The 14,356-nt window shown below is 61.5% G+C and carries 11 protein-coding genes; all 11 read left to right on the top strand.

Going from position 1 to position 14,356, the window contains the following annotated elements; translation table 11 throughout:
* The first annotated feature begins 18 nt into the window (after nt 1–18).
* The 11 genes from virB11 to QQK43_RS23455 all read left to right on the top strand — a co-directional run bounded on the left by virB11 (nt 19) and on the right by QQK43_RS23455 (nt 14,286).
* Nucleotides 19–1,140: a P-type DNA transfer ATPase VirB11 gene (gene virB11, locus QQK43_RS04410; protein WP_284306828.1), complete on the top strand. Its 1,122-nt coding sequence runs from the start codon at nt 19–21 to the stop codon at nt 1,138–1,140.
* Between the two features lie 65 nt (nt 1,141–1,205).
* Nucleotides 1,206–3,188 carry a type IV secretory system conjugative DNA transfer family protein gene (locus QQK43_RS04405; protein ID WP_284306826.1) on the top strand — a complete coding sequence of 661 codons (1,983 nt, stop codon included), beginning with the start codon at nt 1,206–1,208 and terminating at the stop codon, nt 3,186–3,188.
* Nucleotides 3,185–3,829: an OmpA family protein gene (locus QQK43_RS04400; protein ID WP_079364891.1), complete on the top strand. Its 645-nt coding sequence runs from the start codon at nt 3,185–3,187 to the stop codon at nt 3,827–3,829. The genes QQK43_RS04405 and QQK43_RS04400 overlap by 4 nt, the downstream gene beginning before the upstream one ends.
* Nucleotides 3,830–3,868: 39 nt before the next feature.
* A complete protein-coding gene (locus QQK43_RS04395; RefSeq protein ID WP_284306824.1) occupies nt 3,869–5,038 on the top strand; it encodes an LPD7 domain-containing protein in 1,170 nt (389 codons plus the stop codon).
* A gap of 9 nt (nt 5,039–5,047) precedes the next feature.
* Entirely contained in the window at nt 5,048–6,361 is a 1,314-nt protein-coding gene (locus QQK43_RS04390; protein ID WP_284306823.1) for a DUF1173 domain-containing protein, read from the top strand.
* Between the two features lie 72 nt (nt 6,362–6,433).
* Complete coding sequence (locus QQK43_RS04385; RefSeq protein ID WP_284306822.1) at nt 6,434–7,594, top strand: Fic family protein; 1,161 nt, start codon at nt 6,434–6,436, stop codon at nt 7,592–7,594.
* A 251-nt stretch (nt 7,595–7,845) separates the two neighbouring features.
* Nucleotides 7,846–9,195, top strand: a complete 1,350-nt coding sequence (locus QQK43_RS04380) for a metallophosphoesterase (RefSeq protein WP_284306821.1) — start codon at nt 7,846–7,848, stop codon at nt 9,193–9,195.
* A 15-nt stretch (nt 9,196–9,210) separates the two neighbouring features.
* The gene (locus tag QQK43_RS04375; RefSeq protein ID WP_284306819.1) at nt 9,211–10,278 is read left to right on the top strand and encodes a GTPase-associated system all-helical protein GASH; all 1,068 of its coding nucleotides are present in this window, start codon (nt 9,211–9,213) and stop codon (nt 10,276–10,278) included.
* Between the two features lie 4 nt (nt 10,279–10,282).
* Nucleotides 10,283–11,305, top strand: a complete 1,023-nt coding sequence (locus QQK43_RS04370) for a TRAFAC clade GTPase domain-containing protein (protein ID WP_284306817.1) — start codon at nt 10,283–10,285, stop codon at nt 11,303–11,305.
* Nucleotides 11,298–12,221 (top strand): TRAFAC clade GTPase domain-containing protein, encoded by a 924-nt coding sequence (locus tag QQK43_RS04365; protein WP_284306816.1) that lies wholly within the window; start codon nt 11,298–11,300, stop codon nt 12,219–12,221. The genes QQK43_RS04370 and QQK43_RS04365 overlap by 8 nt, the downstream gene beginning before the upstream one ends.
* Before the next feature lie 7 nt (nt 12,222–12,228).
* Nucleotides 12,229–14,286, top strand: coding sequence for a GAP1-N1 domain-containing protein (locus QQK43_RS23455; protein WP_370465217.1), 2,058 nt, complete (start codon nt 12,229–12,231; stop codon nt 14,284–14,286).
* Nucleotides 14,287–14,356: the final 70 nt, after the last annotated feature.

The following is a 14,356-nucleotide window of genomic DNA, read 5'->3' as shown; positions in this document are numbered from 1 at the left end:
TCCGAGGTAGACCTCCTCTTGTCCCTCTTCGAGGACCTGCAGCCCGACGGCTGGTGCGGCGATGCGACCTCGGTCGTCGAGTTCCTGCGCCCACTGCGCGAACAGCTGGATGCACCTGGCGTGCTGGAAGTGTGCGTGAACCGCCCCGGTGAACTGCAGGTGGAAACCGTGCACGGCTGGCAGCGCGTGGAAGCGCCGGCCATGACGCAAGAACGCTGCCTCTCGCTGGCCACGGCCGTGGCCACCTACTGCGACCAGCAGATCAACCAGGAACGCCCCCTGCTGTCGGCCACACTGCCCAGTGGCGAACGCATCCAGTTCGTCATCCCGCCTGCGGTGACGCGCGGCACCGTGTCGATCACGGTGCGCAAGCCGTCCGACCTGATCAAGCGGCTGACCGATTTCGAAAGCGAAGGTCTGTTCGATCGCATCGGCGAACGCGCTGCCTTGGGTGCGGAAGACGACGGACTCCAGCCGTTCCAGAAGCAGTTGCTCGCGCTGAAAGCGGCCGGTCGGTATGGGGAGTTTCTGCGTCTGGCGGTGCAGAAGCACCAGACCATCGTGGTCAGTGGCAAGACCGGGTCTGGCAAAACCACCTTCATGAAGGGACTCGTCGAGGAAGTCCCGCTCCATGAGCGGCTGATCACCATCCAGGACACGGCCGAACTCACCATCCCTCATCACCCGAACGTGGTGCATCTGTTCTACAGCAAGGACGCGCAGGGCACGGCGCGCGTGACGGCCAAGTCGCTGCTGGAAGCCTGCCTGCGCATGAAGCCCGACCGCATCTTCCTGGCCGAACTGCGTGGCGAAGAATGTTTCTCCTTCATTCGCCTGGCCGCGTCCGGCCACCCCGGCAGCATCACCAGCGTACACGCGGGCAGTTGTGCTCTGGCGCTGGAGCAGATGTCGCTCATGATCCGCGAGAGCGGCGCCGGGGGCGGCCTGCGACTGGACGAGATCAAGGGCCTACTGGGCATCGTGATCGATGTCATCGTGCAGTTCAACCGGGATGAACGGGGTCGCTTCATTTCCGAGATCACTTACGAGCCGCGCCGCAAGCGTTTCACCACCGACGACAAGCACTCTGGCAACGCAACCGATGAGCAAGCCGGCCTATTTGACGGAGCGCCGACATGAGCGCGTCCTTGGCATTTCCCATGGCGTCTTGGCCGACTGCGCGTAAGGTCGCGGCCGGTGTTTTCATGCTCGTCGGGATCGCTGCGCTGGTGGTCGCGGCGCTGTACCTGTCGGGCGTGCTGTTTCTGGTCCTGAGCAAGTCGAACCCCAGAGTGGCCGGCTGGAACAGCATCGTGGACTACTGGCTGATTTACGCCGACGAACCCGCGCTGCGCAAGCGGCTGCTGGTGTCTATTGGCATGGCCTACCTGCTCACGCTGGTGCTCTTGCCGGTGGCCCTGATCTCGACCAGCCGTCCGCGGCGGGCGCTGCACGGCGATGCCCGGTTCGCCACCATCTCAGAGGCTAAGAAGGCAGGTCTGCTGCTGAGCGGCAAACAAGCGCCTCCCCCCAGCATCCTGATTGGCCGCTTCCAGGGGCGTTTTCTCGCCCTGCCCGGTCAGCTCTCGGTCATGTTGTCAGCCCCCACGCGCAGCGGCAAAGGTGTGGGCGTCGTGGTGCCCAACCTGCTAACCTGGCCAGACTCCGTGGTCGTGCTCGACATCAAGGGCGAGAACCACGCCATCACGGCTGGCTACCGGGCTCAATACCAACAGGCCGTCTACGCTTTTGCCCCCTTCGACAAAGAAGCTCGCAGCCACCGCTGGAACCCGCTCACCGCCGTCCGCACCAGTCCCTTGCACCGCGTGGGCGATCTGCTGGGCATTGGCCAAGTGTTCTATCCCAACGACGGCAGCGGAACATCGTCTGAAGCCTTCTTCAACGACCAGGCCCGCAACCTGTTTCTGGGGCTGGGCTTGTTGCTGCTGGAAACCCCCACTCTGCCTCGCACCGTCGGCGAAATGCTGCGCCAGTCGTCGGGACAAGGCCGACCGTTGAAGGATCACCTCAACACCCTGATCGAACAACGCCAGGAAACCGGCAAGCCGTTCACCGATGAATGTGTGGATGCCTTGCAACGCCTGCTGTGCAACTCAGAAAACACGCTTTCCAGCGTGGTGGCTACCTTCCACGCGCCACTGACGATCTTTGCGGACGCTGTGGTCGATGCCGCGACCAGCGCCGACGACTTCGACCTGAGCCAGCTGCGCCGTCAGCGCATGTCGGTCTATGTGTGCATCCCACCGCACCGGCTGGCCAATGCCCGGCCGCTGCTCACCCTGTTCTTTTCGCAACTGGTCAGCCTCAACACCCAGCAGTTGCCGGAGCACGACCCGTCGCTCAAATACCAGTGCCTGCTGGTCAACGACGAGTTCACCGCCATGGGCCGCGTGGGCATCATCACGCACTCCGCCGCCTTCCTGGCCGGCTACAACCTGCGCCTGCTCACCGTGGTGCAGGCCATGTCGCAGCTGGACGCGGTCTACGGCGACAAGGAAGCCCGCACCTTCGCCACCAACCACGGTCTGCAGATCCTGTTCGCCCCACGCGAACAGCGGGACGCCGACGAGTACAGCGCCATGCTGGGCTACTTCACCCAACGGGTCACCACCCGGGGGCGCAGCCGCTCGTTCATCGGTCACGGCCACAGCTCCGTCAGCCGCAACGAAAGCGAACAACGCCGCGCCCTGCTCATGCCGCAGGAGTTCAAGGAACTGGGCAAAGACCGGCTTGTGGTGATTTGCGAAAACTGCAAACCCATCCTCGGCGACAAGATCCGCTACTTCCAGGACAAGGCGTTCACAGCTCGCCTGCTGCCGGCACCCAAGGTGCCGCAGATGAACATGGACCAGCACCTCGCCAGAGTCCAGCAGCGCTGGCGCTACGCAGACGACGAACTGCCGCCCGGGCAAACCGGCATGGACATCGGTGTTCTGAATCACGACGTCAAGCTGACCCAAGACCAGATGGAAGGCCCACCCGAGAAGCTGGCGGAAACCTGCATCGGTTTCTTTGACGACGGGCTGGCGGCTGTCGGTGAAGGCGGGTCCATCGAGCAAGTCCTTGAGAGCGACGACGACGAGCCCGACCCAGCCTCACTTTCCACGCCGTCCTTCGTCAGCACCGCAGACCCTATCCGGCTCGAAACCTTGGAGGAACAGCCATGACCACCCTGTCCCCGCGCACCGTGTTGATTGCCTTGTTCCCAGCAATGCTGGGCGCCTGCAGCTCACCCCCCAAGCCCCCCATCGTGGACGAATCTCAGAAGCGGCCCGCCAACGCGCAGATGGCCGTCGATCTGCAGGTGTGCAAGAACGATCTGCAAAACACCCGCATCCAGGCCAACGAATCCAGCCGCCTTGCAGAGACCACCACCGCCACGCTGGTCCACATGGCCGCACGCCAGCAACTGATGGCTTCGATCCAGGAAAAAGCGCAGGCCAACAGCATTCGCATCGTCCACTTCGGCTTCAACAGCACCCGGGTCTCGATCCCCACCGCGGATGCATCGGCTCTGATGGAAGAAGCCAAGACCGCGCCACTCGTGGTGCTGAGGGGGCGCACTGACGGCACCAGCGACTCGTCGGTTGAAAGCCGCATCGCACAGGCCCGGGCCAACGCCGTGCGCGACTACCTCGTCGCCGCTGGCGTGGACCCCGCACGCATCCGCACCACCCACCAGCCCATCGGCGATCACCTGGCCGACAACAGCAGCCAGCGAGGCAGAAACCTCAACCGCCGCGTCGAGATCGAGGTGTACCGGGTTCCCCCGGTGCCCGCCCAGTCTTCCGCCCCACCCCAACTCTGACACCTCACCTGCTGGCAACAGCCACCGAAGGAGACCACCATGGACGAAAGAGCAGCACCGGCCCGGCGTGTGGATCAGACCACGGCGGACACCAACACCACCCTGGGCGGCACAGTGGAACCCGTGGATCGCGCCGCCATTGCCATCCGGACCTTTCAGACACCCGAGCCTGAACCCGGCGAACGGTTCGAACTGCGCGACCCATTCGCCGAACTCACCTACCGCACCGACCGTTACCAAGACATGGTGGCCAAGGCCGATCAGCTCGGTGCGAACCGTTTCGTCGTCGTGGATGTGCGGGGCAAGAAGTCCTTCGTCCACAAGATCGAGGGCCAATGGCAGCGGGATGAAACCCGTGAAGTCCCGCCCCCCACGACAGCCCAGCCAGCGAAACCGGTAAACACCGATCCAGCGCGCCAGACGACAGAATCCAACGTCATCCCCCTCCCCTCCAAAGACAGAGGGACTGGCGCAGCCGACACGCCCAGCCAACAGGCGAGTGCACGCATGGACGCCCAGGCCGAACGCGAAGCACTCGTCGCCCGGCTGGAGGCCGCGTTGATGGACCGCTACATCATCAAACGCGCACCGGTCACGCTGGGTGATGTCAGCCTCGGCCTGACCGAATACCGCTTCCGGGGTGACACCTCTCGCGTCGCCTTCACCGAATCCACCTTTCGGTTGGCCACCGACACCAACAGCCCCTCGGTGGCCCGCTCCATGGTCGATGTGGCCGAAGCCCGCAACTGGCGGTCCCTTCGGGTCACGGGCAGCGAATACTTCCGGCGCCTGGTCTGGCTCGAAGCCGCAGCGCGCGGTGTCAAGGCCCTGGGCTACGAGCCCAACCCGGCCGACCTGGAACGCCTCAAGGTGGAGCGCGATCAGCGGTTGACCAACCGCATCGAGCCCACCCGTGACGCCAGCGCGCCACAGGCCGCCACCAACACCGACAAACCATCGGGCCGCGGCAGTGGTGGCCGCAAGACCGTGCTGGCCGCCATCGAAGCCATCCTCGTCGCCAATCGGGTGCCTGAGAAACGGCGCGAAGCCGTGATGGTGGCCGCCTCCGAAAAGCTCGCCCAGCGCATCCGCGATGGCCAGAACCCCAAGGTCCGGGTCTTCGACAAGAACGCACCGTCCCAGCGTCCGGTCGTGACACCGCAACAAGACCAACAGCGCGGTCGCGAACGCGCTGCACCTGCCCGCTGAAGTTGTGAGATGTACACGACCGCGGCCGTGGAGGCGGCCTACGCCATCGGCGATCAACGATGGGGCCGAGACGCCCCCGGCTTCGCAGACGCCATCGCTCAGGCACACGAGCGCCACCTGCGCCCACGCTGCCTATGCCAGCCCGGCGGGCCGGGCGTTGACATGTACGTGGCGCGCCTCCTGAACGGCTACACCGTCAAGCGCATGCCCAACACCGGCAGCCAACACGCCACCACCTGCCCGTCCTACGAACCACCAGCGGAATTCAGCGGCCGCGGCCCGCTGGTTGGCACTGCCATCGTCGAAAACCCGGCCACCGGCATGACGACGCTCAAGCTGGACTTCCCGATGTCCAAGCTGCCCGGTCGGGCCGTACAGCCGCCCTCGGCCAGCGCCAGCAGCAGCGTGGTTGCCCACGGCCATCGGCTCGGCCTGCGCGCCCTGCTGCACTACCTGTGGGACCAGGCCGAACTGACCCACTGGAAACCCGGCTTCGCTGGCCGCCGCACCTGGGGCACGGTCCGCAAGCACCTGCTACAGGCTGCCGACAACAAGTTCGTCCACGGCCATGCCCTGCTGGGCAGCCTCTACATCCCCGAGGTGTTTTCGGTGGAGCAGCGTGACGCCATTCAGTCCCGTCGCCAACGGCTTTGGGCCCATGGCGCCCCGAGACCCGGACAACCCCAAGCCCTTCTGCTCATGGTGGCCGAGGTCAAAGACATCGTACCCGCCCGCTTCGGGCACAAGGCGGTCTTCAAACACCTGCCAGACCAGGCCTTCGCGCTGGACGACGCGCTCTACCGGCGAATGGGCAGAAGCTTTGAACACGAACTCACCCTCTGGGGCACCGAGCCCGACCTTCACCTGGTCATGGTGGCCACCTTCCGGGTGGACGAAGCGGGTACACCGGGCATCTTGGAACTGTCCCTCATGCTCAGCACCGCGCAGTGGCTGCCGGTAGACGACGGCTGGGACAGGCAACTGGTCGGGGCACTGGTGCGGCAGGGCCGCAGCTTCGTCAAAAGCCTTCGGTACAACGTGCCCGGCAACCAGGCACTGGTCTGCGCCAGTCTTCTGGACTGCGGTGTGGCGCCCTTCCCTCTGTTCATCGACCGTGATGTTGGCCCTGAAGGCGCCGCATTGGGAGAAAGCCCGGAGTCCGGCGGTGACAGCACCATCTGGCGCTGGCGCCCTGCCCTCAGCGACATGCCCGCGCTACCGCCGCGCCAGCTGAAGACCAGCCCGATCCAGCTTCCTCAGGAAGCCTTTTCCAGATCCGACACCGAGGCATTTCCAGATACCAGAATTCAACCAAACGTATAAACCCATATCGTTAAACGATTTTTTGCCGTAGAGTCCAGATAAATCAATCCTCAATTCCAGATACCTGCAACCATGGTTCAGTTTGTTCACCACCCGCTGCGGCTGCTGAACCCCAGCTTCGACTCGCCACTGCTGGACGTGTTGACCGACCTGGAGCACCTGCGGCGCCTGCAGATCCAGGGCACCACGCCGCTACCGGTGTTCATGCAGCTCAAGCAGGTCTTCCACGTGCTGGAGAGCCTGGCCTCGGCCCGCATCGAGGGCAACCACACCACGCTGGCCGACTATGTGGAAGCACGGGTGATCGATGGCCCGAACCGGTCCGAACAGTTGCAGGAGATCGCCAACATCGAGCACGCGATGCAGCAGGTAGAAGACAGCATGGAGCCCGGCGCCCCGCTGACCGAACACCTGCTGCGCGGCCTGCATGCCACCACGGTGGACGGCCTCAAGCGTGAAGGCGACACCAACCCCGGCGCCTACCGCCAGGGCGCGGTGAAGATTGCCCAGGCTGACCACCTGCCACCCGAGGCGCCCCAGGTGCCGGACTACATGACCGAGCTGGTCACCTTCATCAACCGGGCGGACCCGCCCAAGTACGACCTGATGAAGGTGGCGCTGGCGCACCACCGTTTCGCCTGGGTGCACCCGTTCGGCAACGGCAATGGCCGGGTGGTGCGCCTGCTCACCTACGCCATGCTCATCAAGTACGGCTTCCGTGTGAACGCGGTCGGCCGGCTGCTCAACCCCGCCGCCGTGTTCTGCGCTGACCGCAACGCCTACTACGCCCGGCTGGGTGACGCCGATGCGGGCACCCACGAAGCGCTGGAGCGCTGGTGCGTGTATGTGCTCAGTGGCGTGCGCGACGAACTGACCAAGGTGGACCGCCTGGCCGACTACGAACACCTCAAAGCCAAGGTGCTGCTGCCCGCGGTGAACTACGCCCGCGAGCGGGAGTTGATCACCCCTATGGAACAGGGCGTGCTGACCACCACCATCAAGGCCGGCACGGTGAAGGCGGGTGACCTGGAAGCGGCCATGCCCGACCTCAATGCCAACCAGCGCACCTACCAGATACGAAAGCTGGTGGACGGCGGCATGCTGCAACCCATCAATCCGGGCGCCCGGCAATACAGCATCGGGTTCAGCCACAACATGCTGTTGCGAGGCGTGGTGCGCGCGCTGACGGATGAGGGATTCATACCTGCTGCAGTGGTGGCGCCCCCCGCCTGACCTGCCAGGAGCACAGCAGCGAAGAGAGTCGGTCGCATTGGCATACGAATTCACAGTGCGGACCGTCAAGCCGACAGTCGATGTTTTGACCGCCGTGTTTCAAAGTGCGACTGCCCGCATCGCGTCGAACTTGCACATTTGCGAGTGTCGCATGGCATTTCACGAGCAGTACTGACTAGAGTTCCGCATGGAACGCAGCAATTCCAGAGAGACACATCAGAGTAGTCGAAGCGAAGGGCTAAGATCTCGCGATGCGTCTATTGCACCTATCCGACATCCACTTCCGTGAGCCCGCGTGCCTGTCCGCAGGAGGGGACCGGGACACCCCGTTTCGAACGCGCCTTGAGGCCGACCTATTAGATCTCTGCCACAAAGACGGAATCCCGGTCGACGCAATTCTGGTAGGCGGCGACATCGCGTTCAAAGGCCATCCCGATGAATACAAGGCCGCAAAAGATTGGCTGTTGCGTATAGCGGATCGCTCCGGGTGCAAACCCGAGGGCATCTTGACCGTCCCAGGAAACCATGATGTCGACCGCGCGATCTGCGGCGCCGTGGATGTGTCAAACGCCCAGGAAGCAATCGCGAAAGAGGTTGGGTCGTTCAACCGAGACCGGCAACTGGTCAGGCAGCTTGGGTACGCCCCATCCGGTGAAGCTCTCTTTAAGCCGCTCCAGGCTTACAACGACTTCGCCGCGCAGTTCGGTTGCGGCATATTCCCGGCCCATCCTTTCTGGGAGAGAGATCTTAGGCTTGCTGACGGAGTAACGCTACGGGTATACGGCTTGACGTCGGTCCTAATTTCCGGCCTTGGCGACCGCGACAACGCGCCTGGCAGGCTGTTTCTGGGCAGCTCACAAGTAGTATTGAATCCACAAGAAGACGTGCTCAACGTAGTACTGAGTCATCACCCTCCTTCGTGGTTTTCGGATGCCGCCGACGTCGAGAACATCATCAATGCTCGAGCACCCTTGCAGTTCTTCGGTCACGAACATGACCAGCGCTGTTTGCGACCACCTGAGTTCTTCCGCTTCTTGGCCGGTGCAGTCAACCCAGATCGAGAAGAGCCTCGCTGGAACCCAGGCTACAACTTGGTCGATCTGAACGTGGATGGCGAGGGCCCGACGCGCTGCATTGATGTTCGTGCTCGCCTGCGCCATTTCCAGCAGGCGCCTTACGAACTGTTTGTCCCACTACTCACCCAGGAACGCGACGACGTGTGGAGGCTTCGGCTGAGATTGCCGAAGTTGCAGTCGTTTGGGTCGGCCTTGGCCGAGCGGAGAGTAGTTGCTCCTCAAAACGAAACTGAAATCGCCTCTGCGGTCCATACTGCTATGGAGGCGGTCGCAGCCGAAGCGCGCCCAATGCTTCCGACGGAGGCCAATATGACTGAGCCGTCCACCGAAAATCTCATCTTCAGGTTCTGGCAGCTCAATGGCAGCCAGATGCGGGACATTGCACTTCAGCTTGGCCTCATCACCAAAGCCGATCTGAAACGCCCGCCGCACGAGCGCTATCACAGCGCCCTGAAGCTCGCGAAGGAAAAAGGGCTGCTGGTCGAGTTGGCCAGGCTAATCGAGCAGCACGAGAAGAACGTCTAAACCAAGGGGAAAGAAGTGAAGGATCAGTTTTCGAGCTGGTACGCCAGCATGTCGTTCCAGCAGGATGCCGCGTTGACAGAGAAGCGCTGGACAGCCATTGAGGGTCATGTTGAGGGCGTCGCCAAGTCAGACCTCGCCTTGCTCGCAAAACTGGCATTCCGTCTAAAGGCTCAGATGGTCTCGTCGGAGGTGGCGGCACTTCGCCAGTCGCTGGCCGGTGAAGCTGCGCAGCCCGGCGACGACGAGCTCATCTTGTTGTCGGCCTCTGCACTAGCGGTCGCAATGGACTCTGACGAAGACTGTATCGCAGCCCTTGCAGCAACCGTCGTGTCGAGCATGTCGTGCAGTGGACTGCGCGAGTTGAAGCAACCAATGGACCTCGTCGGGATGGCCGACAACGTCCTTCGCCAGTTGTCCGAGACCGCGCGCCGCCGACCATCACTGGAGCAGGTCAAGCTGGTCACCCCTACAGTAGATAAGAACGACGATGCCCTGGTCCAAGCTGCCAACAGCGGGGTGTTGCTTAGCGTTGCACAGGCCCTTGCCACGACGACGAATAGGGCCATTTCGGCAATTGCCCGCCGGCAACGAGAGTTCGAGGCTGCAGTTCAGAAGTACGTCAACATCCAAGATGAGGAACTTGACATCCTATGGTGGCTTGAGGGCGGTCACAGCTTCGACCTCAGTCTCGACTTTTCAAAAGTCACCGCGGGGCACCTGCCCTTGGCGATTGCACGTGAGTTGGGCAATCTGACAAAGGTGTTACCTGGGCCGCCGGCCTTGTCGTCGCTGCTTTCCCGAACGGGCCTGCTGCATGCCCCGCTGCAGTCGATTCCTGATGTCGTCCAAGGCATGCCGCAGGAATGGCTAAACAAGGCTGTCGACGAGCTTCCAAACGACGGCATTTCAGCGCACTTGACTCCAATTCTGTTTGCTATGCAGCGGAGGCACGAGGTTCACGGCAAGGATGACTGGATTGCTGCTTGGACTACAACGACCGGGCTGCCATGCGAACCTTTGTTGTCGCCGATTCAGATCGCTGCTGCAGCGTATCGCGAGTTCTCACTGACTCGGCTTGGGTAACGACATGGCAGACATAGTTCAGTGCGACAACCCTGACTGCAAGGTCGCCCAAGATGGCCGCTGTATTGAAGGTCAAGACCTAGCCGCCTGCACCCATTACGGAAAGGCGCTCGTGATCGTTGAGCGGCCGGCGTCGACGGCCGCAGCCAAACTGCCCACAGGAGTGCGGCTTCCTAGCGCTGATGCGCTGACGCGCAGTGAAGCGCAATCCCTGCTACGCGGCCAGCCATGTAACGTCATCGCGCTAGTTGGCCCCTTCGACTCTGGCAAGACCAGCCTAATCGCCGGCGCGTATGACCTTTTTCAGCACGGGCCGGTCGGCGAGTATGCGTTCGCGGGGTCATCAACACTTCGTTCCTTCGAACTGGCCTGCCACGACACCCGTCGAGCATCGAAGCGCAAGAAGCCGAAGATGGAGCGCACGCCGACGGGCGACGCGACATACTTTCATCTTGACCTCGTAGCAACAGGTTGCCAGGTAAAACGCGCAGCTTTGCTTGCGAACCGCTCCGGCGAGGACTATATGGACGCTCAGAGTGATCCATCGCTGGCCAACGACTATGTGGAGCTGCATCGAGCGGATGTCCTCACAGTATTGGCAGACGGAGAGCGTCTACTGGACCTGGGGCTTCGGCACCAGGTAAGAGATGACATCTGCTTGACCCTCAGAGCATTTCAGGAAACGGGGGCCACCCGCCCTTGGCAGCGTCTCGCGGTCGTGCTCACCAAGCTAGACGCAGTCCTCAAGGACGAGGCCAAGACCGAGCGTGCACTGCAGTTCTACAAGAGCATCGTCCAAGACGTTCGCGATCAGTTCGCACAACACTTCATTGAGATTCAGTCGTTCCAAGTTGCAGCCTCACCGCAGTCCGCCATGGCGGCGCGCGGCACAGGCATGGAGGAACTTTTGAGCTACTGGATGTCCCCCCCCGCCTACCTTCAGCCTGCGAAGGAGCCCGCGGTGATTCCGAAAGCTACGCGTTCGTTCGGAAGGTTGCACCCGCGAGAAAGCGTTGACCATGGGTAAGGCCATCGTTGCAATCGGTCTCCCGGAGTCCGGGAAGACCACGTTCTTGGCTGCCTTGTGGCATCTACTCACCAACAAGAAGGTTTTGGCACGACTGAGTCTCGAGAAGCTCACTGCGGAGGAGGCGACGTACCTGCGTGCAATTGCGACGCGATGGGCTCAGGCCAAGAAACAGGAACGGACTTTCCACTCTGGGAACAAGACCGTCAAGCTCTCTTTAAAGTCGGATCGTGGTGCAGTTTTTGACCTCACATTTCCCGACATTGCTGGCGAAGCTTTCTCTCAAATGTGGGAAATGCGTGAATGCGCAACCTCGGTCGCTGACGCCCTACGAGCCACGGGCGTACTTCTGTTCATCCACGTTGACAAGATTAAGCCTCCAGGCTGGATCGCGGATGACACAGCGCTAGCCGAAAGCTTGGGACATGCCGATGCTAACGCTCACGCGGATGCAGTCGCTGATGCCCCGACGAAGGCTTTGGCGAACTCGCCTGATGAGGGCCAAGCAGACGAAATCGTGCAGTGGAAACCTGAATCCTCTCCTACCCAGGTTCAGTTGGTGGACATGCTGCGGTGTCTACAAATGCAGCCTTTCGATATTGGCCCAAGGAAGCTTGCTGTTGTTCTGTCGGCTTGGGACAAGGTCGAAAACGACGATGTGTCACCGGAACTGTTCCTAGAGCTGCACCTTCCTTTGCTACATCAGTACCTGACACACGGTTTATCCGACGGCTGGACACACCGAACCTTTGGCGTGAGTGCACAAGGTGCAGAGTACGACGACTCCAACGGGGCCCCCTCTCCTGAAGCAGACAGGATGCGCGACATGGAGGTCCCTTCGCAACGAATTAAGGTGGTCGTTGAGGGCTCGACCTCGCACGATCTCACCGAGCCGGTGAACTGGCTTTTGGAATAGCGCTGTTGTGATAGTCAAAGTTCATCAGGCACTTCATGGCTACGCCGACGGCCATCGCCAGTTGGCGTGCTCAGTTAGCCTTCCTACCAAGGATGCTAGGCTAATGCTTGTCATGAGCGACGTGGCGGGACCCGGCGTTGCGTCGCTAGGATTGCCTTACCTCACCGGCTACCCGTTGGCTGAGTCGGGTATGTATGCATTGGCCAAGACATGGCCGGCACCCGAGATGTCACGCCCCGGATGTGTCTGGACGCACACCGTTCTTATCGGCTTCGCTGACCTAGCAGCCTTAGCTGCGCCCTCGACAGTCGCAGGTCTCTTTCAACGGCCGACTACCCCGTCACTGGACGTCTATTCGAGGAGTGTTTTAGTCGAGCCTAACGAGCATTTCGTCGGGCGCCCGTTCTCACCCGCAGCGTCGTCATGGTTCGCAAAGCTTGCTAGTGCTGTCTACGAGCACCCAGATGCTCAGGTATGGGCGCGCCGAAGTGAAGGTGATGAAGTCGACGAAGCAGTGCTACGACTGTGGGACCAACAGTGGCCGCGCCTCAAGCGGTCCTTTCGGTTCTGCACTCTGACATCGCGAGATCGCTCTCAAGAGGGCATGCCTTTCGACCTTCAACTCATATCTGGCAGCGAGTCGAGTTCACACCTACACTTTGCCTCGACCGCGGATGGTTTTGAAGCAACGTCGAAATCGACAGGGCCATGGCTTGATGACCTGCTTCATGACGCTCAGTTTCCACAGACCTCAACGCTGAGACCGTTCTTGCGAAAGCTAGGTGCAGACATGCTTGGTGGCCGCGAGGCAATGCGCCCGTTCTGCAGCCTCCACGCAGCCTTGGAATCGACCGACACTGTTGGCGTGTCAGATGCTATTAGGCGTGTAGAGCTATCGCCCGTTTTCTCGGCATCAACGCTGGTAAGGTCTATCGTCACCCAAGCAGCGATGGCCAACTTCCCTTCAGCGGTCGACGATCACGTACTGGACTTCGTCATTGACAACTTCGCACTACTCCCGGAGACCGTAGTTAGCGAAAAGCAAGCCTCACTTGTCCAGATGCTATGGCGGCGCGACCCACGTCGACTGCTCCATCTGAGCAACGATGCACACCCAGAGCTTCGCGATGCAATCCGCGCTGGTGTTGACGCCATCCCTGCCGATGAGGTGATAGACAAACTTTCGCAAGTCGACGACCTAGCCCTTCCGCTCTTGAGTCTCCTTCCAGCGACGGCTGAAGTCCCACATTTCTGGGAACGAACACAGCTGCTACCGACGTTGGCAGCGCAGGCGGGAGTAGATCTCACCAAGGACGCTGTCCTGCGAGCAATGATGCTTGGGCTCACTGAGCCTATCTCAATTCAGGCAGCGGTACGGGTTGTTGGGTCCGTCGCCGCGCTCAACTGCCTGCAATGCTTGGCCGGTTCGTCGAACGTCGACTACATAGCTCGCCCTTGGTTGCGATTCGTGTGCGCGGATCTCAACGCAGTCGCGCAGTTCCTCACAAATGAGTCTGCTCCTACGAGCAAGCTGCTACTGCTTCTAGCGGCCACCCTTGATCCTGATGCTGTTCCAAACGATGTTGGCGTCGACCCCTGGTACACAGCGCTAAATAGGGTCACTGCCGCAGAAGGCCAGTTGCCTTTCGAACTGCAGGTCTTCGGGTTTCGTAGGGCTCTCGGTTGGCGTTCACGCAGCGTCGCGGAACTGCTCAAACTTACTTTCGAGCCACTTCACGCTGCTGCCGTAAGCGATAACTTCCCAGAGCAACAGTGGCGACTGTTCGAGAGCTCTCTTCCTTGGGCTCCATTTGGACAGCAGTGGGACTTCGCCATCCGGCTGCGCCGAGCCACGGCCCGAAAGTGCGCGGAGCTGCATCTTTGGGCAGATAGCCTAACCCAGCTTGTACGCTCAGACGACCTATTCCTTCAGCTGGTGGAGGAGATATGGAACCTCTGGGGTGGTTCAAAGTACCTTCGCTCCTTATGCGACTCCTTGGACCAAAGCGCGCCACGTACCCGACTGCTAAGAACCTTCATCAAGAAGCACTCGAAACCCTGGTAAGTCGCTCAGATCGTTCCCGATCCCTTGATCGGCCCATCCTGGCAACACCTTGCTAGTAGCAGCTCCCGTC

Origin of the sequence: Hydrogenophaga electricum (genome assembly GCF_030160815.1) — a bacterium.
In the GTDB taxonomy this organism is placed as follows: domain Bacteria; phylum Pseudomonadota; class Gammaproteobacteria; order Burkholderiales; family Burkholderiaceae_C; genus Hydrogenophaga; species Hydrogenophaga electricum.
Note: the sequence above shows the minus strand (reverse complement) of the source record. Positions and strands in the feature narration are given on the sequence as shown.